The 21,102-nt window shown below is 67.9% G+C and carries 18 protein-coding genes and 1 pseudogene; 10 read left to right on the plus strand and 9 right to left on the minus strand.

The window, feature by feature from the left end:
* Positions 1-17 precede the first annotated feature (17 nt).
* Both AU072_RS09440 and AU072_RS09445 read left to right on the plus strand, forming a co-directional pair.
* Positions 18-1,553 (plus strand): GMC family oxidoreductase, encoded by a 1,536-nt coding sequence (locus AU072_RS09440; protein ID WP_064413547.1) that lies wholly within the window; start codon positions 18-20, stop codon positions 1,551-1,553.
* A 20-nt stretch (positions 1,554-1,573) separates the two neighbouring features.
* A complete protein-coding gene (locus AU072_RS09445) occupies positions 1,574-2,047 on the plus strand; it encodes a DUF309 domain-containing protein (protein WP_064413596.1) in 474 nt (157 codons plus the stop codon).
* On the opposite strand, the pseudogene AU072_RS09450 reads toward AU072_RS09445, so the two are convergent.
* From AU072_RS09450 to AU072_RS09480, 7 genes and pseudogenes are all read right to left on the minus strand, one after another.
* A pseudogene (locus tag AU072_RS09450) lies at positions 2,044-2,876 on the minus strand (hypothetical protein). The gene AU072_RS09445 and the pseudogene AU072_RS09450 sit on opposite strands and share 4 nt — an antisense overlap.
* An 84-nt stretch (positions 2,877-2,960) precedes the next feature.
* On the minus strand, positions 2,961-4,181 hold the full coding sequence (locus AU072_RS09455; RefSeq protein WP_064413548.1) for an acyl-CoA dehydrogenase family protein: 1,221 nt from the start codon (positions 4,179-4,181) through the stop codon (positions 2,961-2,963).
* 73 nt (positions 4,182-4,254) lie between these two features.
* Positions 4,255-5,622: a wax ester/triacylglycerol synthase domain-containing protein gene (locus tag AU072_RS09460; RefSeq protein ID WP_064413597.1), complete on the minus strand. Its 1,368-nt coding sequence runs from the start codon at positions 5,620-5,622 to the stop codon at positions 4,255-4,257.
* A 113-nt stretch (positions 5,623-5,735) separates the two neighbouring features.
* Entirely contained in the window at positions 5,736-7,406 is a 1,671-nt protein-coding gene (locus tag AU072_RS09465; RefSeq protein WP_064413549.1) for an oligopeptide ABC transporter substrate-binding protein OppA, read from the minus strand.
* 11 nt (positions 7,407-7,417) lie between these two features.
* On the minus strand, positions 7,418-9,259 hold the full coding sequence (locus tag AU072_RS09470) for an oligopeptide ABC transporter ATP-binding protein OppD (RefSeq protein WP_064413550.1): 1,842 nt from the start codon (positions 9,257-9,259) through the stop codon (positions 7,418-7,420).
* Positions 9,256-10,179 carry an oligopeptide ABC transporter permease OppC gene (locus tag AU072_RS09475; RefSeq protein ID WP_064413551.1) on the minus strand — a complete coding sequence of 308 codons (924 nt, stop codon included), beginning with the start codon at positions 10,177-10,179 and terminating at the stop codon, positions 9,256-9,258. Before AU072_RS09475 ends, AU072_RS09470 begins: the two co-directional genes overlap by 4 nt.
* On the minus strand, positions 10,176-11,153 hold the full coding sequence (locus tag AU072_RS09480) for an oligopeptide ABC transporter permease OppB (RefSeq protein ID WP_064413552.1): 978 nt from the start codon (positions 11,151-11,153) through the stop codon (positions 10,176-10,178). Before AU072_RS09480 ends, AU072_RS09475 begins: the two co-directional genes overlap by 4 nt.
* Before the next feature lie 222 nt (positions 11,154-11,375).
* Here AU072_RS09480 and AU072_RS28280 point away from each other — a divergent pair, with 222 nt between their 5' ends.
* Both AU072_RS28280 and AU072_RS09490 read left to right on the plus strand, forming a co-directional pair.
* Positions 11,376-11,636 (plus strand): hypothetical protein, encoded by a 261-nt coding sequence (locus tag AU072_RS28280; RefSeq protein ID WP_064413553.1) that lies wholly within the window; start codon positions 11,376-11,378, stop codon positions 11,634-11,636.
* Between the two features lie 128 nt (positions 11,637-11,764).
* Positions 11,765-12,010, plus strand: coding sequence for a hypothetical protein (locus AU072_RS09490; protein WP_064347061.1), 246 nt, complete (start codon positions 11,765-11,767; stop codon positions 12,008-12,010).
* On the opposite strand, the gene AU072_RS09495 is transcribed toward AU072_RS09490, so the two are convergent.
* Entirely contained in the window at positions 12,007-12,312 is a 306-nt protein-coding gene (locus AU072_RS09495) for a hypothetical protein (protein WP_067394714.1), read from the minus strand. The two genes, AU072_RS09490 and AU072_RS09495, sit on opposite strands and share 4 nt — an antisense overlap.
* A gap of 182 nt (positions 12,313-12,494) precedes the next feature.
* On the opposite strand from AU072_RS09495, the gene AU072_RS09500 reads away from it, so the two are divergent.
* The 6 genes from AU072_RS09500 to AU072_RS09525 all read left to right on the plus strand — a co-directional run bounded on the left by AU072_RS09500 (position 12,495) and on the right by AU072_RS09525 (position 20,498).
* Complete coding sequence (locus tag AU072_RS09500; RefSeq protein WP_064413554.1) at positions 12,495-13,199, plus strand: response regulator transcription factor; 705 nt, start codon at positions 12,495-12,497, stop codon at positions 13,197-13,199.
* Positions 13,177-14,763 carry a sensor histidine kinase gene (locus AU072_RS09505; protein ID WP_064413555.1) on the plus strand — a complete coding sequence of 529 codons (1,587 nt, stop codon included), beginning with the start codon at positions 13,177-13,179 and terminating at the stop codon, positions 14,761-14,763. The genes AU072_RS09500 and AU072_RS09505 overlap by 23 nt, the downstream gene beginning before the upstream one ends.
* A gap of 23 nt (positions 14,764-14,786) precedes the next feature.
* Positions 14,787-16,643 (plus strand): glycosyltransferase family 39 protein, encoded by a 1,857-nt coding sequence (locus tag AU072_RS09510; protein ID WP_082680743.1) that lies wholly within the window; start codon positions 14,787-14,789, stop codon positions 16,641-16,643.
* Between the two features lie 47 nt (positions 16,644-16,690).
* Positions 16,691-17,995 (plus strand): bifunctional glycosyltransferase family 2/GtrA family protein, encoded by a 1,305-nt coding sequence (locus AU072_RS09515; RefSeq protein WP_064413556.1) that lies wholly within the window; start codon positions 16,691-16,693, stop codon positions 17,993-17,995.
* Positions 17,992-19,890, plus strand: a complete 1,899-nt coding sequence (locus tag AU072_RS09520; protein WP_064413557.1) for an ArnT family glycosyltransferase — start codon at positions 17,992-17,994, stop codon at positions 19,888-19,890. The genes AU072_RS09515 and AU072_RS09520 overlap by 4 nt, the downstream gene beginning before the upstream one ends.
* A 116-nt stretch (positions 19,891-20,006) precedes the next feature.
* Complete coding sequence (locus tag AU072_RS09525) at positions 20,007-20,498, plus strand: beta-class carbonic anhydrase (protein WP_064347063.1); 492 nt, start codon at positions 20,007-20,009, stop codon at positions 20,496-20,498.
* 88 nt (positions 20,499-20,586) lie between these two features.
* Here the strand turns inward: AU072_RS09525 and AU072_RS09530 are convergent, their stop codons facing one another.
* Positions 20,587-21,012, minus strand: a complete 426-nt coding sequence (locus tag AU072_RS09530; RefSeq protein WP_064413558.1) for a PaaI family thioesterase — start codon at positions 21,010-21,012, stop codon at positions 20,587-20,589.
* Between the last annotated feature and the right edge of the window lie 90 nt (positions 21,013-21,102).

Consider the following 21,102-nt stretch of genomic DNA (forward strand, 5'->3'; position numbering starts at 1 on the left):
AATCTAGACTCCGGCGGATGGAAGCCGACTACATCGTCGTGGGAACGGGCTCGGCCGGGTCGGTGGTGGCCGCCCGGCTCAGCGACGATCCGTCTGTGCGGGTCGTCGCGCTCGAAGCCGGTCCGCATGACAAGGACAAGTTCATCCGCATCCCTGCCGGCTTCGTCAAGTTGTTCCGCGGGCCCATGGACTGGGACTACCTGACCGAACCGCAGAAGGAGCTCGACGGCCGCGAAATCTATTGGCCGCGAGGCAAGATGGTCGGCGGGTCGTCGTCGATGAACGCGATGATGTGGGTGCGCGGATTCGCTGCGGACTACGACGAGTGGGGGCAGGCCGCCGGCGAGCAGTGGGACTACGCGCATCTCGAGCCGTACCTGCGCCGCATCGAAGCCGGTCCGCTCTCCATCAGCCCGCAGCGCAGCCCGCGCAGCGCCACCGCCAAATGGCTTGCCGCCGCCGAGCAGTGCGGCTACCGCATCGAGAAGCCGAACCAGGCGGCGCCGGAAGGGTTCTGCGAGACGTTGGTGACCCAGCGCCGCGGTGCGCGGTGGAGCGCCGCCGACGCCTACCTGAAACCGGCCCTCAAGCGCGGCAACCTCACGCTCGAAACGGAGGCGTTGGCGACCAGGGTGGTGTTCGACGGACACCGCGCCGTCGGCGTCGAGATCGAGCAGAACGGCGCCCGCCGCATCATCAGGGCCCGGCGTGAAGTCGTGTTGTGCGGCGGCGCGATCAACAGCCCTCAGCTGTTGATGCTGTCGGGTATCGGTGACGGCGAACGGTTGGCCGAGCACGGCATCCACACGCTGGTCCACGCACCGAACGTGGGCGCCAATCTCCTCGACCACTTCATCGCGGCGCTCGGCTTCGACGTTCCCGACGACAGCCTGTTCGCCGCCGAGAAACCGCTTCAGCTGCTCAACTACCTGTTGCGACGTCGCGGCATGCTCACCTCCAACGTGGGAGAGGCCTACGGTTTCGTCCGCAGCCGACCCGACCTCGCGCTGCCCGATCTGGAGCTGATCTTCGCCCCGGCACCGTTCTTCGAAGAGGGCATCGGCGACCCCTACGACAAGCACGCCGTCGTACTGGGCGCGATCCTGCTCAAACCGTCCAGCACCGGCACCATCGAACTGCGCTCGCCCGACCCGGCGGACAAGCCGATCATCGACCCGCGCTATCTCAGCGACCCCGACGGCGCCGACCGAGCGGCGATGATGGCCGGGCTGCGCATCTGCGCGACGATCGCCCAGGCACCGGCGCTCGAGGGAGTCATCGGCAAGATCGCGCGACCTCTCGACTCGGGCGCCCTCGATGACGCGACGCTGGAACGCGCGCTGGCCACGTTCTCGCACACGCTCTACCACCCGGTCGGCACGTGCCGCATGGGTCGCGACGACGCGAGCGTGGTCGACCCGCACCTGCGCGTCCGCGGTGTCGAAGGGCTGCGGGTCGCCGACGCGTCGGTGATGCCGACCATCATCCGCGGGCACACCCACGCGCCCAGCGTGCTGATCGGGGAGAAGGCCGCCGAACTGCTCCGCGCCTGAGCAGTGCCAAGATGGGTTCCATGGCCGAGCGCGACCGCGACGACGCCGGGCGTCCGCGCAACACCCGCCCCCGCGATGCGCTGGGACGGCCGCTGCCCCACGGCAGCGAGGGGGTCGCGCGGATCCCCGACGACCTCGACCTGCCGCCGGCCGAAACCCTCGCCTATGCCCAGGAGCTCCTCGACAAGGGCATGGCGTTCCACGCGCACGAGGTGTTGGAGGCGGCGTGGAAGAACGGCCCGGACACCGAACGCACCCTCTGGCAGAGCCTCGCCCAGCTCGCGGTCGGCATCACCCACGTGCAACGCGGAAACACCAAGGGTGCGCTGGGGGTGTTGAGCCGCGCCCGCGCCGGCCTGGCCGACGTAACCTCGGTCGCCCACGGCGTCGACGTCACGGGGCTCGTCGCCTATGCCCAGACGCTCATCGACGACCTCGAAGCGGGAGCGCAGATCGACGCGCAGCGATTGCGCCCGCGCCTGTCGACCGGTTAGCTCGCAGACTGCAGCCGCTGCGCCGGCCCGAAGGTGACATCACCGAGCCCCAGGTGTTCGCGCAGCGTGTCGCCCGTGTACTCGGTGCGGAACAGGCCGCGCCGCTGCAGTTCGGGAACCACCGAGTCGACGAAGTCGTTGAAGGTGCCCGGTGTCTGCGCGGCCGACACCATGAACCCGTCGGCCTCGCCGGCGTTGAACGATTCCTCTATCTGGTCGGCGACCTGCTCTGCGGTACCGACGAATTGGGGCAGGAGCACACCCTGTGCGTACCACTTGCCGATGTCGCGCAGGGTCAGGTTGTCCCGGTTGGCGACCCGTCGCGCCGTGTCGAACAGGCCCTGCGTCCCGGTCACCTGGACATCTTCGACTGGAGCGTCGAGGTCGTAGACCGAGAAGTCGTGGTCGGTGTGTACGGACAACGTGATCAGACCGGAGATCGGATCGGCCAACTCGTTGTGGAACGCCGCCTTCTCCCGCGCGATCGACTCGGTCTCCCCGATGAACGGAATGAACGCAGGGAATATCAGCACCTTGTCGGGGTCACCGCGCCGATGCTGGCCGCGACGATCGACGGGTCCAGCGTCGCCGTCGCCTGGGTGCCGCGGCGCAGCGGCTCGGTGATGTCGTCACCGAAGCGGATCGGCGCGGCGAGCAGATCGGCGAAGAACACGAAGTCGAACTTGCCGCGCTCGAGGATGCGACCGATGCGGTGGTAGTACTCCGGCGTGGTGAACCCGGTGTCACTGGCGGGATGACGCCACGCCGCATGCGAATGGGTGACCTGTGAGGCGATCTGAAAACCGCCCAGGTGTAGTTGACGCGACATGGAGCACTCCTAGATGCGATTCGTGCGTGAAAACGTTCGCTGAGCGATCGAAATCACGCACAAATCGCTTGGGTGGGTGAGGGGTCAGAAGTAGGCGTTCGACGGAATCGGGGTGTCGTGCAGCAGGTTCTGGCCGATCACCCTGGCCTTGTAGACGACCGGGTTGTGCAACGTGATGGTGCGGATGTTGCGCCAGTGCCGGTCCAGATTGCGTTTGCGGCTGGCGGCGCTGGCCCCGCCGAGCTCGAGCAGTCGCGTGGCGGCCTCCGGCGCCACCGCGTCCAGATGCACCTTGACCTTGGCCACCTTCAGCTGGGCCTCCGCGGCGAGGTCGGCGTCGGGAACCCCGTCGACCTCCGAGGCCGTCGCGGCGCCGATGGCCGCCGCCGCATCGAGCACCGAGGCCCGGGCGATGTAGGCGGTACTGGCCAGCTCGCCGAGCAGCTTCTGGTACAGCGGATCGTCGCTGGGCCGCTCGGTCAGCGCGTGGCTGAAGCTGCGGTCACGGGACCGCAACAGCGCGACGCCGTCGTCGACGACGGACTCGAGGATGCCCGCCACGACCGCGTGGATGAACAGCTGCAGCGAGGCGTACTGGACCGTCGGCACCGGATCGGCGTCGTAGGGTGTGTCGCTGAGCACCTCGTCGGCGGCGACCGCGACATCGGTGAAGACGGTGGTGCCCGTGCCGGTGCGACGCTGACCGAAGCCGTCCCAGTCGTCGATGATGCGCACCCCCTCACGGTCGGCGGGCACCACCACGTTGGCGACCGAGTCGTGGTCGGTGGTGGCGGTCACCGTGAGGTAGTCGGAGAACAACGTTCCTGTGCTGTAGAACTTCTCGCCGTCCAACCGGTACGCCCCCTCATTGGTGGGGTCGGGTAGCAGACGCGTCTTGAACACCAGGCTGCCGACGGCCAACGAGCCCTTCTCGCTGAACGCGTTGCCGAAGATTTTGCCGGCGGCGACCTTCTCCAACCACGCCTTCGACGTCGGCAGATCGATCGTGCGCAGTCGTTCCTCGACGAACCAAAAGTGGGTGCGGAAGATGTGCGCGACAATCGGATCGGCGTGCGCGACGTCGATGACGGCAGAAAACAGTTGCGGGACGGTGAATCCTGCACCACCTGCCTCGACCGGCAGTCGAAGGGTGCCAAAGCCCGCGTGCTTGAGCGCGGCGACCGCGTCGAAGGGATTCTCGTCGTTGAGGTCGCGGTCGCTGGCGCCTTCGGCGATGCGGGCGAGCAGCTGCGTCCACTCCGGAGTTCCGGGAAGCGCGCGTGTGGGGATGTCGGCCGTTGTCATGGCGTTTGTTCTACCGACCGCCGACACCGCGAACACTGCTTTGGCTCACCGAGAGCCTAAGGCGCCGCGGTTCTCAGTCCGCCAGCGCCAGGACTTCGTCGAACCCCTCAACCATGCATGTATGGAAGAGGTCGTAGTCGGGGATCGCGCCGGTGTCGACGTTCAGGCCGAGATGACAGGTGTCGGTATAGGTCAACAGCGTCACGTTGACGGCCGCGCCGATCGTCGGTCCGAATGCGTACTGGGCGCTCACGCGGGCCCCACCGAGATACACGGTGACCGGGATCCCCGGCACGTCGCTGGCGACGAAATCCACGTGGCGCAGGATGGAGCCGATGTACCAGCGCGGCATGAGGTTGAGGACCCCGGCGATCGTCTGCGTATACGGAATCGAACGCTCATGACGAACATCGCTTGTGCGGGAACGGATTTCACGGATCCTCTTAGCCGGGTCGGGGAGCCCCGCGGGCACATCGAACCGCATCAGCGTTATCCGATTGCCGCCCATCTCCTCTCCGTCGGTCCGCAGGTTGATCGGCATGGTCAGGTGCAGGTCGCCGATGACGATGCCGTGCGCTTCGTGGTAACGACGCAAACCGCCGGCGACCCCGGCCACGAACGCGTCGTTAAGTGCGCAGTCACACCGGTGCGCCGCCTCGCGGAGTCCACGCAGCGAGACCTCGTGCACCCCGAGGCGACGGACCAGGCTGCGGCGGGTGATCAGTGGCGATCCGGTGCTGTTCACCGGGCGGACCGTGCGGTAGACCGACGCCGCCGTCGCCGTTGTCGCAGCCAACGCCTCGAGCGGATTGCGAATCCCTCGCTGCAGCCACTTCGGCGCCGACTTGGCCGCGATGCCCGCGGCGGCGCCGGCCAGTCCCGCGTTGTAGCGCAATGCATCACGGTAAGCACCGAGCCACGAGTCGGTCGTGGGTGCGGGCGGCGGTTCGGGCCAGGGCGGGTCGGCGTTCGGATGCGGTTCGAGGTCGAACAGGATCATGCCGATCTGGATGCCGCCGACGCCGTCGGTCAAGGCGTGGTGGAACCGGCACAGCACCGCGGCCGCCCCGTTCGGCAATCCGTCGATCAGCGTGACTTCCCAGAGCGGACGAGCCCGGTCGAAGTCGGCCATCTCCGCCACGCGCGCCATCTCCAGCACGGTGTCCACGGTGCCCGGAGTCGGAGCGGTCACCCGCCGCATGTGAAAGTCGAGGTCGAAGTCGGGTGCCGGCTCCCACCGCGGAGGTGCCGGCGGCGGCGACTGTACGACTCGCTGCCGCAACATCGGCAGCATGCGGCTCATCCGGTCGAACCGGCTGCGCACCGCGGTCCAGTCGGGTGCCTGCTCGAGCAGGATCACCGTCACCACGGTCGACCGCAACCGCGGGTCACTTTCCATCGCCCAGGTGAAGGCGTCTGTATTGCGCATGAATGCAGTCATCATCGGCTCCCGCACCCACGCTACGACGGCATGTGAGCTGGGCGAAGCTCCTGCTCCCACGAAAGGACCGAAGCCCCCGGAGGTGTCGACGAAGGTCCTCAGACCTGAGGGTCTTACGGCTTCATGAAGCCGATCTTGGTGTAGTCCGCGTCGGCCAGGCCGAACGCACCGAAGTTGGCCAGATTGCTTCGCACCGCGACGTTTCCGGGCGACTGGGTCAACGGCAGGCTGAACACCTCGTTGAACAGCATCTTGTCCAGCTCGTTGGCCAGGACACGGGCTTTGGCCGGATCGAGTTCACCGACGGTCTGCTCGATCTTCGCGTCGATCTCCGGGGTGCCGATCTGCCCGAAGTTGCTCTCGGCTCCGGTGCGGTAGATCTGTGTCAGGCTCGCGAGCGGGAAAGCGTCACCGCTCCAGGAGAATTGGGCGATGTCGAAGTTGCCGACGGTGACGTAGTCGGTGAAGAAGCCGGCGGCCGGGCGGACGTCCAGCTCCAGTTTCACGCCGATCTGGGCGAGGTTGTTCTGCGCGATCTGCCCGTACTGCCGGGTGCTGAGGGAGTCGAACAGCACGTCGCGGATCACGAGTTGGCGGCCGTCCTTCTCCCGGAACTGGCCGACCTGCCGCCAACCGAGCGCGTCGAGTTCCTGCTTGGCCTTCTCCGGGTCGAAGGCCAGCGCGCCGCTGTTGTCCTGGTAACCCTCTTGGCCCGCGACGAAGATGTGGTTGTTCAGCGGTGCGGGGTTGTCGGCGAGCCCGCGCTGAGTGACTTCGGCGATGGTCTTGCGGTCGATGCCCTTGGCGATGGCGCGTCGCAGCGCGGGGTCGGCCAGGATCGAACCCGGGGAGCCGTTGAACGTGAAGTGATACCAGGCCAGACCGGGCGCCCGCCGGATGGTCACCCCCTGCGTGCGTCGCGCGATCTCCATCTCGTCGAGCGTCGCCAGCCCGGTGGCGTCGATGGTGTTGTTCTGCAGCGCGGGGATACGCGCGGCGTCGTCGAGGACCAGGAAGGTGATGCTGTCCAGCAGCGGCTGCTCACCCCACCATTTGGGGTTGCGAGTCAACGTGATTCGCTTGGCACCACGATCGAGGTTGGAGACGATGAACGGTCCCGCCGACGGGCCGGGGCCGTTGAGCTGTCCCCTGTTGAAGACCTCCGGATCCTCCGTCGAGCTCTTGGGCAACAGCATGCTGGTGCCCGCGAACATGCCGCGCCAGTCCGACCACGGCTTGGCGAAGGTGACGACGGCCTGGCGGTCGTCGACGCCCCGCTCGACCTTCTCGACCCGGTCGCTGCCGTTGGTCGCCGCGATCGCGAACCGGTCGTCCCTGCCGCTGGTCGCGTTGATCTGCGACCGGATGTCCTCCCAGGTGATCGGTGCGCCGTCGCTCCACACCGCGTCCGGGTTGATCGTGTACGTGACGACCTGCGGGTCGGTGCTCGTCAGCTCCACATCGGTGAAGTAGTCGGTGTTGACGGTGGCCGAGCCGTCGGGACCGATCCGGAACGCGCGCGGCATCGTAGGTTTGAGGACCGAGTTGTTGTCCCCGGTGTTGCCGTCGATGTGCAGCGGGTTGAAGTTCGGCGAGAAGTCGTTGAGCGCCAGCCGGAGGTTGCCGCCTTGCTGCAGGTTGGCGACGTCCTGCGGGTTGACGTCGTTGGTGCTTCCCACCGTCGCCTCGCCGCCGGCGGAGGGGGCCTCCTCGGATCCGCCGGAGCAGGCGGTCAGGGTGAGCGCGGCGATCATGGCCACCGCAGCGAAGCGTCGGATATTCATGCGCTCCGACTTTAGCGGCGATTCACCTGCGGTTGCGGAACCGCGGCCAGCAACCGGCGGGTGTAGTCGTGCTGCGGGTCGGTGAACACCTGGTCACCGTCGCCCTGTTCGACGACGGTGCCCTTGTACATCACCGCCACCCGGTGGGCGAGGTGCCGCACCACCGAGAGGTCGTGCGAGACGAACAGATAGGAGAGCCCGAACCGCTGCTGCAGATCGAGCAGCAGGTTGATGATGCCGGCCTGGATGGAGACGTCCAGGGCCGACACCGGCTCGTCGAGCGCGAGGATCTTCGGCTGTAGCGCGAGCGCGCGCGCAATGCCGATGCGCTGCTTCTGCCCTCCGGAGAACTCGGCCGGATAGCGGGTGGCGTCTTCACGGCGCAGCCCGACAATGCCGAGCAACTCACCGACCCGTTCGTCGCGTTGCCGCCTGTCGAAGCCGTTGGCCTGCAACGGTTCAGCGAGCACTTCGAACACGGGCAGGCGTGGGTCCAGGGAGGCCACCGGGTCCTGGAACACCACCTGCAGGTCTCCTCGCAGCTCTCGGCGGGCGCGCCGGTCCAGCGTGGCCACATCCTTGCCGAGCACCTCGATGGAGCCGCCTTCCGGGGCGGTCAGCTGCAGGATCTGGTGCAGCGTCGTCGACTTGCCCGACCCGGACTCTCCGACGATGCCCAACGTGCGGCCCTGATGCAGTTCGAAGCTGATGCCGTCGACGGCGCGCACCTCACCGACCTGGCGGCGGAACACCACACCCTTGGTCAGTTTGTAGGTCTTGACCAGATCGTCGACGCGCAGCACCACCGGGGGTTCTGCCGTAGACGGCGCGTCGGGCGCGGCCGTCGATACGCCGTAGATCTCGGCGGCGCTGCGGCCGACGACGTGCTCGGTGCGGATGCACGCGGCCGAATGGCCCGACCCGGAATCCATGGGCAGCAACTCGGGCTCGGCGGCGCGGCAATCGTCGATGGCAAGCGGACAGCGCGGCGCGAAGGGGCACCCCGGCGGCAACGCGGCCATCGACGGCGGTGCCCCCGGGATGGGGATCAGGCGCGCGCCCTGGGCGGCGTCGAGGCGGGGAACGGAGCCCAGCAGACCCACGGTGTAGGGCATGCGCCGATCGCGGTAGAGCCGATCGACGCCGGCCACCTCGACCGCACGCCCCGCATACATCACCAGCGCGCGGTCGGCGAACTCGGCGACCACCCCGAGGTCGTGGGTGATGATCAGGACGCCGGCGCCGGTCACGTCGCGAGCGGTCTTGAGCACCTCGAGGATCTGCGCCTGCACGGTGACGTCCAGGGCGGTCGTCGGCTCGTCGCAGATGATCAGGTCGGGATCGTTGGCGATGGCGATCGCGATCACCACCCGTTGGCGTTCACCACCGGAGAGTTCATGCGGAAACGATTTGGCCCGCCGGTCGGGTTGGGCGATGCCGACCAGTTCGAGCAGTTCGACCGCGCGCTTCCTGGCGGCTTGTCGGCCGACGCCGCGCTGGTGGATCTCGATGGCTTCGGCGATCTGGTCGCCGACGGTGTAGACGGGGGTGAGCGCCGACATCGGGTCCTGGAACACGGTACCGATGGCCTTGCCGCGGATCGCCGACATCCGCTGATCGGACAGCCCGATCAGCTGGTCGCCGTGCAGCCGGATCGAACCCGACACCTCGGCGTACTCGGGGAGCAGGCCGACGACGGCCATCGCGCTGGCCGATTTACCCGCCCCGGATTCGCCGACCAGCGCCACGACCTCGCCCTTGCCGACGTCGAAGTTCATGCCGCGCACCGCTTTCACCGGTACCGAGTCCGTGGGGAACTCGACGGTGAGGTCACGGACCTCGAGCAGGCTCATCGCTTGCGCCCCCGGAGCTGACGGGCACTCGGATCGAGCGCGTCGCGCAAGCCGTCGCCGACGAGGTTGGCGCACAGAATGATCAGCACCAGCACACCGCCGGGGAACAGGAACAGCCACGGGAACGTCGTCGCCGACTTCGTGCCGTCGGCGATCAGCGTTCCGAGCGACACATCGGGTGGCTGGATGCCGAAACCCAGGAAGCTCAACCCTGTTTCGGCCAGCACCGCGACGCCGACGTTGAGCGCCGTGTCGATGATGATGATCGACGCGACGTTGGGCAGGATGTGGCGGATGATGATCCGCCAGTTGCTGACGCCCATATAGCGTGCGGCCGCGACGAATTCGCGGTCGCGCAGGCTCATCGTCATGCCGCGGACGATCCGGGAGCTGATCATCCAGCTGAACAACGACAGCAGCACGATCATCCAGAGAATGTCGCCTTTGGTGCGCTGCACGACGATCGAGATCAGCAGGAAGCTCGGCACCACCAGCATCAGGTCGACCAGCCACATCAGGGCCGGGTCTCGCCAGTCGGCGAAGTACCCCGAGATCGTGCCCACGGTCGCCGCGATGATCGTCGAGATGAACGCGACGCAGACACCGATCAGCATCGACTTCTGCATGCCCCGCAGCGTCTGGGCGAACAGGTCCTGTCCCAGCGCGTTGGTGCCGAACCAGTGGTCGGGGCTGGGCGGCTGCTGCAGCGCGAAGTAGTCGAGATCGTTGTAGCTGTAGGGCAACAGGGGAGGCAACGCGTAGCACCCGACGAACAGCACCAGCAGCAGCACCAGGGAGATGACAGCCGGCTTGTTGCGCAGGAAGCGGCGGAACACCAGCGACCGTCGCGACGCGAAACCGGCTGTGTCGAGACCGGACTGCGCGGTGGTCGAGGTTTCGTTCGTGGCCGGTTCGGTCATGACACCCGCACCCTCGGATCGAGCGCGGCGTAGACCACGTCGGACAGCAAGCCGGCCAACAGGATCATCGCCGCCGACAGCACGGTGATCGCCGCGACGATGTTGATGTCCTGGTTTCCGATGCCGGTGACGATCCATTCCCCGACGCCGTACCAGCCGAAGATCTTCTCGGTGAACACCGCGCCGGTCACCAATCCCGCGACGCTGTAGGCGAACAGCGTCGCCATCGGGATCAGCGCGGTGCGCAGGCCGTGTTTGACGAGCGCGCGCCGCCGCGTCAGGCCCTTGGCCCGCGCGGTGCGGATGAAGTCCTGCCCGAGGACGTCGAGCATCGCGTTGCGCTGGTAGCGGCTGTAGATCGCGATCGAGGAGATGGCCAGCGTCATGCTGGGCAACACCAGGTGCTGCAACCGGTCGACGAACTGATTCCACGCCCCCTCGATGGGGAATGGCGAAGTCTCGCCGGTGTATTCGAAGATCCGGACGCCGAACACGTTGTTCACTCCCAGCGCGGCCAGGATGAAGAGGTTGGCCAGCACGAACGTCGGCGTGCTGATCACCAGAAGGGACAGCACGGTCACGACGCGGTCGCTGAGCCGGTACTGCCTGATGGCGCCCCACGCCCCGGCGGCCACACCGATCACGGTCCCGACGACCGAGCCGATCACCAGTAGGCGGAGGCTGACGCCTACCCGTCGCCACAGCTCGTCGGTCACCGGCTGCCCGCCGATCGTCACCCCGAAGTCCCCGCGGATGGCGCCGGACGCCCAGTGGACGTACTGCTCGAGCACCGGCTTGTCGAGTCCGAGTTCGGCGCGCTTGGCGTCGATGACGGCCTGCGGCGGACGCGGGTTGCGGCTCTCCAAACTGTCGAGGGGGTCGAACTGCCACGACGCGAGCAGGAAAACCAGGAACGACGCCAGTGCCAGCAACACCAGGTAGTTGAGCAGTCGGCGCGTCAGGAACCGCGTCATGCGGGGGGTCTGTCGGTCGGCTGCATGCGCTCAGGTTAGGAGATGACGGCCCTGATGGCCGTGATGCGGGCCGTCGCAGCGCGCCGAGCTGGCCGTTTTGGCGAACTCTCACCGCGGTCGCAGCGGGTGTCCAGCAACCGCTGGTTCAGTCGGGGGGCGTCTGCGATTTCACCGGTGGCCGCGCCGACGGGGCGACTGGGCAACCACGAACGGAGAACTCAGATGACACGTCGCGGTGTGCGACCCGGTGCCGGAATGCGGGCAGTCGCGGCGGTGATCGGCGGCTGTGCGCTCGTGGCCATGGCCGCGCTCGGGTTGCTCGCAGCGCATTCGACCAGCCGCCCCGCGACCGCCACACCAACCATGACGGTCGGTGCGACGAGCAGAAACTCAACCCCGGCCACGGCTCCGGTCGTCGGAATCGCGAAGCCCACCATCAAGGGACCGGCGCCGTTGCCGTCGGAGGAGGAAGCCGCCAAGTAGCGCCTCCGTTCGTTTCGTCGGCCGCCCGTTCGGTTATCCACCACGCAAGGGTTCGACGACGAAGCCCTGTTTGCGCTGTTAGACGGGCCGCGACGGTGATCGCGCCCACCGGACAAACGGAGATCGAAGTGAACACGAAACAGGTGAAGTTGCTCTCGGCGGCGGTCGGGACGAGTGCGCTGCTCGCGATGGGGGCGTTCTCGGTCGCCTCCACGACGGCCGCGCAAGATGACGAACCTCCCGTGACCCCGGGGCCGGTGACGACGTCGGAGATCACCACCGGCGAGACGGTCACCGACAGCAAGGCTCCGGAAACCCCGACGACGTCGGTGGCCACGCCCCCGGTGACCGCGGAGCCCGCACCGACCGGCTAGCCAGGCCGTGTGTCCCCGGCGGCTTTCGTGCCGTCGCCGAGGATGTGACCATGCAGTCCCGCCGGATGTGCTCCGGGCATCTGCGGGAGGCAGCCGGGCAGACCGGGAGGTCCGTCGGGCGGCCCGTGAAATGCCGGCGGCCGGGAGGCCGACGTGCCGTCCGTGGCGGCGTAGATGGCCGCGCCGCCCAGACCGGCGATCACCATCGCGACGGCAAGCGCCAATACCGTTTCGCGCCGGCCCCATCGCGATGCCTGCGGGTCGGGGGCACCCCATCGGTCGTCCTGGTTGTCGATACTCACGCCTCAACACTGTCCGCGATCCATATGTGCGGGCTGTGCGTCGGCTCGGTCGTCGCTGTGCATCCATTCACAGCCGACGCATAGAAACGACACAGGAACCGCTCATGGCGGCTGCGGATAATGGGCCCGTGGCCAACTCCGTTCCCCCAGGCGTCAGCGAACAGGGATCCGGCCGCGTCGACATGCGCCGGACCGACGGCAAGCCGATTCACGTGCTGGTGGTCGACGACGAACCGGTGCTGGCCGAACTGGTGTCGATGGCGCTGCGGTACGAAGGCTGGGAGATCGCGACCGCGACCGACGGGGCGTCGGCCATCGCGTCGGCCCGCGAGACGCCGCCGGACGTCGTCGTACTCGACGTGATGCTGCCCGACATGAGCGGACTCGACGTGCTGCGCAAACTGCGTGAGGAGATACCCGGCCTGCCCCTGCTGCTCTTGACGGCCAAAGACTCGGTGGAGGACCGCATCGCCGGCCTGACCGCCGGCGGCGATGACTACGTCACCAAACCGTTCAGCATCGAGGAAGTGGTGCTGCGGCTGCGGGCGCTGCTGCGGCGCACCGGCGTGGCGAGCGAATCGGGCGGCGCGAAGATCGTGGTGGGCGATCTCGTCCTCGACGAGGACAGCCACGAGGTGACGCGCGGCGGGGAGCTGATCTCGTTGACCGCCACCGAGTTCGAGCTGCTGCGGTTCATGATGCGCAATTCGAAACGCGTGCTTTCCAAGGCGCAGATCCTCGACCGCGTATGGAGCTACGACTTCGGCGGCCGCTCGAACATCGTCGAGCTGTACGTCTCGTATCTGAGGAAGAAGATCGACAGCGGGCGCGAGCCGATGATCCACACCTTGCGCGGAGCCGGGTATGTCCTCAAGCCCGCGCGCTGACGGGCCCGTAGCCGGGCCGTCGACGCGGATCCGTTCGGCGCGGACGTGGTCGCTGCGGGCCCGCCTGCTCGCCTCGCAGGTCGTGCTACTCGCACTGGTGTGTGCGGCGGTCGGGGTCGGCACAGTCCTTGCACTGCAACACTTTCTCACCGACCAGCTGGACGAGCGTCTGCTCGAGACGGGTCGGCGCTCGGCGGGACTGTTCGAGTTCGGCCCGCCACCTCCACCGCCCGGCTTTCCGAGGCCCGGGTTCCGCGAACGCATGATCTTCCGGCAGGACTCCGGGCCGGGACCCGCCTTCCTCAACGCGCCGGGACAGGCCGCCCGCACGCTGGGCGCTGTGATCTCGCACGGCGAACCGGTCGACGCGGGAGTCATCACCGCCGACGGGACCCGCAGCGAGATCAGTGTCGCGGCTGCACAACAACTCGCGCGGGTGGCACAGGGTTCGCCCGCGACGGTCGACCTTGACGGGCTCGGCCGCTACCGGGTGCTCGCGCTATCGGTCCATCGGCCCGGCGAGGCGATCGTGACCGGGCTTCCGCTGTCCGATGTCGATGACACGTTGCTGACCGTCGCCGTCATCTTCGGAGCGGTCGGCGCTGTCGCGCTGGTCGGGGCGACAACCGCCGGGTTCCTCATCATCCGGCGCCAACTCGCGCCGCTGGCAAGGGTTTCCGATGCGGCCCGACAGGTCGCCGACCTGGAACTCGAACGGGGTGAGGTGCGTCTGCCCACGCCGATCGTCAGAGTCGATCCAGCGGGCGCACACACCGAGATCGGTCAGCTCGGCTCGGCGCTGAACCGGATGCTCGACCGGATCGCGTCAGCGCTGTCGGCGCGCCACGCGAGTGAGACCCGTATCCGCCAGTTCGTCGCCGACGCCAGCCACGAGCTGCGCACCCCACTGGCCGCCATCCGCGGTTATACCGAGCTGGCGCAGCGCAAACGCGGCGACGTCCCCGACGACGTCGCCCACGCGATGAGCCGCGTGGAGTCCGAAACCGCGCGCATGACGCAGCTCGTCGAGGACATGCTGCTGCTGGCGCGGCTCGACACCGGACGACCGCTCGAGCGAGAGTCGGTGGACCTGTCGCGGCTGATCGTCGACGCGGTCAGCGACGCCCACATCGCCGGACCCGAACATCAATGGGCGCTGGACCTTCCGGAGGAGCCGGTGGTGGTTCCCGGCGACGAGGCACGTCTGCATCAAGTGCTGGCGAACCTGCTCGCCAACGCGCGCACCCACACTCCGCCGGGCACCTCGGTGACCACGTCGCTGACCGTGGAGGCGGACGGTCGTGCGGTGCTGACGGTGGCCGACGACGGTCCCGGGATCCCGGTCTGGTTGCAGCCCGAGATCTTCGAGAGGTTCGCCCGCGGCGATTCGTCGCGCTCCCGGCGCGAGGGCAGCACCGGCCTTGGTCTCGCGATCGTCGCGGCCGTCGTCAAGGCACACCGCGGCACCATCGATGTGCACAGCACACCCGGCGACACCCGCTTCGTGGTCACCTTCCCCGGCGATTCACAGCTCGCCCACAGCGGGGGCAATACCGGCACGTAGCCTGTGCGGCCACACTTGACCCGGTGACCGTCCTCGTGACCGTGCGTGAGCAGGCGTACGCCGTCCCGGCGCGGCGGAGACTGCGACGATTTCGCGACCGCTCGCGCCTTGGGCTGCCCATACTGTTGGCGGCGACGGCGCTGCTGTACCTCTGGAACCTGTCGGCCAGCGGGTGGGCCAATGCTTTCTATTCCGCTGCGGCGCAGGCCGGTGCGAGCGACTGGACCGCGATGCTGTTCGGGTCCAGCGATGCGGCGAACGCGATCACCGTCGACAAGACGCCCGCGGCGCTGTGGGTCATCGACATCTCGGTGCGACTGTTCGGGCTCAGTCCGGTCAGTGTGTTGGTGCCGCAGGCGCTCGAGGGAGTCGCTGCCGTGGCGGTGTTGTACGCCGCGGTCTGCCGGGTGGCCGGCCGCGGCGCGGGACTGCTCGCGGGTGCGGTTTTGGCGCTGACACCGGTGGCGGCGTTGATCTTTCGCTACAACAATCCCGACGCGCTGCTGGTGCTCCTGTTGGTGGTCGCGGCCTATTGTGTGCAACGCGCATGCGAGCAAGACGCCAGCCGGTGGTGGCTGATCGGTGCGGGCGCCGCGGTGGGATTCGGTTTCCTCGCCAAGATGCTGCAAGCGTTCCTCGTGTTGCCGGCTTTCGTCCTCGCGTACCTGGTCGGGGGCCATCGGCCGTGGCCGCGACGGTTGGCCGACCTGCTTGCCGCCACGGCGGCCGTGGTGGTCTCGGGCGGCTGGTACCTGCTGCTCGTGGAGATGTGGCCGGCGTCGTCGCGACCGTACATCGGTGGTTCGCAGCACAACAGCATCACCGAATTGACGTTGGGCTACAACGGGTTCGGACGCATCACCGGAGACGAGCCCGGAGGTCTGGGCAACCTCGACCACGATGTCGGCTGGGGCAGACTCTTCGACACCGGGATGGGCCAGGACATCGCCTGGCTGCTGCCGGCGGCGCTCGTGTGCCTGGCGGCGGGTCTCATCCTCCTCAGGCGCTGTCCGCGCACCGACCGGAAGCGCACTGCGCTGATTTTGTGGGGCGGCTGGTTGATCGTCACGGCCGCGGTGTTCAGCTTCGCCGGCGGCATCATCCACTCCTACTACACCGTGGCGCTCGCACCCGCTATCGCGGGATGCATCGGTATCGGAGCAAACCTGGTGTGGCAGAACCGTTTCGACGTCCGTGCGGCGACAGCGATGGCGGTCACGGTCGTAGTGACGGTGAGCCTCGCGGCGGTGCTGCTGTCTCGCGACGCCGATTGGGTGCCGTGGATACGCGCGGCGGTCGCCGTAGGGGGAGTCGGCGCGGCCGTACTGCTGCTCGTCGCCGGCAATTTCGCTGCGCCGGCGGCACGGTGGGTGGCGCTGTTGGCGGTCACATCGTGTCTGGCCCCACCGGCCGCGTTCTCGGTGGCCACCGCCGCAACCCCGCACAGCGGTGCGATCCCCACGGTCGGTCCTTCGGGCCGTGGTTTCGCCGGTCCGCCAGGATTACTCGACGCGCCGAAGCCGGGACCCAAACTGACCGCGGCCTTGCGGGCGGACTCCGGGCGATACACGTGGGTGGCGGCGGTCGTCGGCTCGAACAACGCCGCGGGCTATCAACTGGCGGCGGGTGCCCCGGTGATGGCGGTCGGTGGGTTCAACGGCACGGATCCCGCGCCGACGCTCGAGCAGTTCCGTGTGCTGGTCGCCGAGCGGCGCATTCACTACTTCCTCGGCGGTCGCATGATGACGTTCGGTCGCCACACGGCGAGCGGTAGCCGCGATGCCGCGGACATCGCCGACTACGTCACTACCCATTACTCGCCGGTGACCATCGACGGCGTGGATGTCTACGACCTCACCCACCTGCCTAGCAACTCATAGCTCAGGCACAGGTTGGGCCAACGCGGGACACAACATGCGCCTCGACCATGAGTGCCATGACAGACATCGCCCTCGAGTGTGACACCCCCGAACGGATGCGATTCGACTCCCGGCCGAACGCCGCGACCCTGGCCCGCGAAGCCTGCGTCCCGGTTCTGGACGTCGTGATCCCGGTGTACAACGAGCAGGACGACCTAGGCCCCTCGGTGCACCGGCTGCACAGGCACCTGCGCGAGCACTTCCCGTTCCCCGCACGGATCACGATCGCTGACAACGCCAGCTGCGACGACACACCGCGGGTCGCAACCGAACTGGCCGCCGAGCTAAGCGATGTGCGGGTGGTACGGCTCGAAGAGAAGGGACGGGGTCGCGCACTGCGCGCCGTGTGGTCGGAATCGGACGCGTCGGTGCTGGCCTACATGGACGTCGACCTGTCGACCGATCTCAATGCCCTGGCCCCGTTGGTGGCGCCGCTGATCTCCGGGCACTCCGATTTGGCGATCGGGACACGCCTGAGCCGCGGTGCCCGGGTCGTGCGCGGCGCCAAGCGCGAAGTCATCTCGCGTTGCTACAACTTGATCCTGAAGTCCACTCTGGCGTCGAAGTTCTCCGACGCACAGTGCGGTTTCAAAGCGATCCGCGCCGACGTCGCGCGTCTGCTGCTGCCACATGTCGCCGACACCGGATGGTTCTTCGACACCGAACTGCTGGTGCTCGCCGAGCGCAGCGGGCTGCGCATCCACGAGGTGCCCGTCGACTGGGTGGACGACCCGGACAGCCGCGTCGACATCATCGCCTCCGCCACCGCCGACCTGAGAGGAATCCGACGATTGCTGCGGGGATTCGCCAACGGCTCGATTCCGGTGCACGACATCGCCGCCCAACTCGGCTCGAGGAGATCCGCGGTCCCGGGGTCGCTGTTTCGTCAAGTCGTGCGCTTCGGCGCGGTCGGCATCGTCTCGACCGCGGCGTACGTCGTGCTGTTCATGCTCATGCAGGGCTGGCTCGGGGCGCAGGCGGCGAACCTGATCGCGCTGCTGACCACCGCCGTAGCCAACACGGCGGCCAATCGCCGGTTCACCTTCGGTATCGGAGGGTTCACGAACGTGACCCGACACCACCTCGAGGGGTTGATCGTGTTCGGGATCGCGCTCGGTATCACCAGCGGATCCCTCGCCGCGTTGCACCTGCTGGTCGCCCATCCCCACCATTTGGTGGAGTTGGCAGTGTTGGTGCTGGCCAACCTGGTGGCCACCGCGGCGCGGTTTGTGTTGCTGCGCGGTTGGGTGTTCCATCCCAACAGGGGCCGAAAGATGCGAAAGAGCGGCAACAGCAAGGAAACCCGGCGATGACGATCACGCAGACATTCCCGCGGCTGGCCTCGACGTCCGAGGTAGCGGCAGATCGGGGCGAGCCGCGCTGGACCCGCCCGGCACTGATTGCGCTGCTGCTGGCCAGCGCGGTGCTGTACCTGTGGGGCCTCGGTGCGAACGGATGGGCCAACGACTATTACGCGGCGGCGGCCCAAGCCGGCACGCAGGACTGGAAAGCCTGGCTGTTCGGTTCGCTGGACTCGGGTAACGCCATCACGGTGGACAAGCCGCCGGCTGCGCTGTGGGTGATGGCGTTGTCCGGGAGGCTGTTCGGTTTCAGCGCGTTCACCATGCTGCTACCGCAAGCATTGATGGGCGTCGGTTCGGTCGCGGTGCTGTACGCCGCCGTGCGCAGAGCAAGTGATCCCGTCGCGGGCGTGATCGCCGCCGCCGCACTGGCGGTCACGCCCGTCGCGGCGCTGATGTTCCGCTTCAACAATCCGGACGCGCTGCTGGTGCTGCTGATGGTGGTGGCCGCCTACTGCGTGGTGCGGGCGACCGAGACCGCGAGCACTCGGTGGATGGCGTTGGCGGGCTGCGCACTCGGGTTCGCGTTCCTGACCAAGATGCTGCAGGCGTTCCTCGTCGTGCCGGGTCTGGCGCTGGCGTTTGTGATCGCCGCGCCGGTCGGGATGTGGCGGCGCATCGGCAAGCTCGCAATCGGTGCGCTCGCGATGGTGGTCTCCGCCGGGTGGTACATCGCGCTGGTCGAATTGTGGCCGGCCCGGTCACGGCCCTACATCGGCGGGTCCACCGACAACAGCCTGTTGCAGCTCGCGTTGGGATACAACGGAATCGAACGCATCGCCGGCGGCGGCGGCCCGGGTGGCCCACCGCCGGCACCCGGTCCCGGGGGACCCGGCTTCGGGCACAACCTGCTCTTCGGTGGGGAACCGGGCGTCGGGAGGATGTTCGGTGAAGCCATGGGCGCCCAGGCCTCGTGGCTGCTGCCCGCGGCGCTGATCGGGTTGCTGGCCGGACTGTGGTTCACCCGCCACAGCCCGCGAACGTCGCCCCTGCGGGCCGCGCTCGTGATGTGGGGCGGCTGGCTGCTCGTCACCGGCGCCGTATTCAGCTTCATGGATGGCATCATCCACCCCTACTACACCGTCGCGCTGGCACCGGCGGTGGCGGCGCTAGTCGGCCTAGCGGCCAGCGAATTGTGGCGCGGCAAAGAGTTTCTCGCATCGCGCATGGTGTTGGGTGTTATGTCGGCAGTCACCGGTGTGTGGGTCTTCATCCTCCTGGACAGGACACCGCAGTGGTGGCCCGCGCTGTGCTGGGTGGTGCTCGTGGTCTCCGTCGTCGCCGCGGCGATGATGGTGGTCGGGGCACACCGGCTGGGACGGGCGGCCAAGGTCCTCGCGATCACCGCAGTGGTGGCCGGCCTGGCCGGCCCGGCCGCGTACACGCTTGCCACCGTCGGCAATACCCAGGCAGGGCCCATCCCCGTCGCCGGTCCGAGCGGCGGCCACGGGCCCGGCGCGGGCTTTGACGGACCGCGCGGTGCCCACGGCCCGCCCGGCGCGGCCGACGACAACCCCGCACTCGAGAACCTCCTGCGGACCGCTGGAACGCGGTGGGCGGCCGCGACCGTCGGCTCGATGTCTGCGGGCAGCCTCGAACTGGAGACGGGGGCATCGGTGATGTCCATCGGCGGTTTCAGCGGGTCCGACAACTCGCCGACGCTCGCGCAGTTCCAGGCGTACGTCGCGCGGGGGGAGGTCCGCTACTTCATCCCGGACGGCCACGGCGGCCCACCCCGCGGACACAACGAGAGCGCCACCGCGATCGCCACGTGGGTGCAGAAGACGTTCACCCCCATTGCCGTGGGCGGAACCACGGTCTACGACCTGTACGTGCCGGTGGACTGAGGAAGATGTATCCGGCCGACGGCCGCCCTGTGCCCCTGGACGGGGCGGCCGTCCATATTTGATCGGCGTGATTTTCTTGCCGCGCGAACCACGCCGGGTTGGCTATGGTCGACGGCGTGTCCGTGACCGACGAATATCTGAAGAACAACGAGGAGTACGCGAAGACGTTCTCCGGTCCGCTGCCGCTGCCGCCGAGCAAGCACGTCGCGGTGGTGGCGTGCATGGACGCCCGTCTCGACGTCTACCGGATTCTCGGTCTGGGCGACGGCGAGGCGCACGTCATCCGCAACGCCGGCGGCGTCATCACCGACGACGAGATCCGCTCCTTGGCGATCAGCCAGCGACTGCTCGGCACCAAGGAGATCATCCTGATTCACCACACCGACTGCGGCATGCTGACCTTCACCGACGACGGGTTCAAGCAGCAGATCCAGGATGAGATCGGCATCAAACCCGAGTGGGCGGCCGAGTCGTTCATCGACTTGGAGGTGGACGTGCGGCAGTCGCTGCGGCGGATCGAGGCGAGCCCGTTCGTCACCAAGCACGAGTCGCTGCGGGGCTTCATCTTCGACGTCGCCACCGGCCGGCTGACCGAGGTCACCCCGTAACCCCCTTGTGGCGCGAGCGCGCGTGTCTGCGCACGACGCGCCGCGAAATTCCGACACTTTGCGCGCGCTCGACGCCCGCGAGTGTGCGCTAACCGACTTTGTAGGTTGCGATCGCCTTCGCCACGGCATCACCGTCGGCGGCCACGACGTCGACCTCGCAGTTCACCAACGTCCTGCCACGGCGCAGCACCCGCCCGATCGCGACCAGGTCACACGCACGGGCGGGTGCCAGGAACTGCATGGACATCGACGTGGTGACCCCGCGCAGTGACTCCGGCACTGCGGCCCCCGACCACGCCGCGGCCATCACCGCGACGTCCGCCAACGCCGCGATCGCACCGCCGTGCACCATGTCGCCGACCGTCACGTTCGACGCATCCCACGGCAGGCGCAACCGGACCTCGTCGCCGTCGAGTCGCTCGGCGACGATGCCGAGTTTGGCGACGAATGGGGACTGCGGGATGAACTGCGCCATGACATCGGCACCCGTTCGGGGCGGGGAAGTGGTGGTCATGGGTCGAGTATCGGCACGGCGCGACATGAGGCAACTACCTCGCGGGTAAGTGCTGAGCGCACGTTCGCGGCGCCTCGAGCGTGCGCAAGC

It is taken from the genome of Mycolicibacterium novocastrense, assembly GCF_001499835.1.
In the GTDB taxonomy this organism is placed as follows: Bacteria; Actinomycetota; Actinomycetes; order Mycobacteriales; family Mycobacteriaceae; genus Mycobacterium; species Mycobacterium novocastrense.

What these genes read in the sequence shown, in the direction of transcription:
- AU072_RS09440 (WP_064413547.1), top strand. Translation starts at nt 18, where the DNA reads ATGGAAGCCGACTACATCGTCGTGGGAACGGGCTCGGCCGGGTCGGTG.
- AU072_RS09445 (WP_064413596.1), top strand. Translation starts at nt 1,574, where the DNA reads ATGGCCGAGCGCGACCGCGACGACGCCGGGCGTCCGCGCAACACCCGC.
- AU072_RS09455 (WP_064413548.1), bottom strand. Translation starts at nt 4,181, where the DNA reads ATGACAACGGCCGACATCCCCACACGCGCGCTTCCCGGAACTCCGGAG.
- AU072_RS09460 (WP_064413597.1), bottom strand. Translation starts at nt 5,622, where the DNA reads ATGACTGCATTCATGCGCAATACAGACGCCTTCACCTGGGCGATGGAA.
- AU072_RS09465 (WP_064413549.1), bottom strand. Translation starts at nt 7,406, where the DNA reads ATGAATATCCGACGCTTCGCTGCGGTGGCCATGATCGCCGCGCTCACC.
- AU072_RS09470 (WP_064413550.1), bottom strand. Translation starts at nt 9,259, where the DNA reads ATGAGCCTGCTCGAGGTCCGTGACCTCACCGTCGAGTTCCCCACGGAC.
- AU072_RS09475 (WP_064413551.1), bottom strand. Translation starts at nt 10,179, where the DNA reads ATGACCGAACCGGCCACGAACGAAACCTCGACCACCGCGCAGTCCGGT.
- AU072_RS09480 (WP_064413552.1), bottom strand. Translation starts at nt 11,153, where the DNA reads ATGACGCGGTTCCTGACGCGCCGACTGCTCAACTACCTGGTGTTGCTG.
- AU072_RS28280 (WP_064413553.1), top strand. Translation starts at nt 11,376, where the DNA reads ATGACACGTCGCGGTGTGCGACCCGGTGCCGGAATGCGGGCAGTCGCG.
- AU072_RS09500 (WP_064413554.1), top strand. Translation starts at nt 12,495, where the DNA reads ATGCGCCGGACCGACGGCAAGCCGATTCACGTGCTGGTGGTCGACGAC.
- AU072_RS09505 (WP_064413555.1), top strand. Translation starts at nt 13,177, where the DNA reads ATGTCCTCAAGCCCGCGCGCTGACGGGCCCGTAGCCGGGCCGTCGACG.
- AU072_RS09515 (WP_064413556.1), top strand. Translation starts at nt 16,691, where the DNA reads ATGAGTGCCATGACAGACATCGCCCTCGAGTGTGACACCCCCGAACGG.
- AU072_RS09520 (WP_064413557.1), top strand. Translation starts at nt 17,992, where the DNA reads ATGACGATCACGCAGACATTCCCGCGGCTGGCCTCGACGTCCGAGGTA.
- AU072_RS09530 (WP_064413558.1), bottom strand. Translation starts at nt 21,012, where the DNA reads ATGACCACCACTTCCCCGCCCCGAACGGGTGCCGATGTCATGGCGCAG.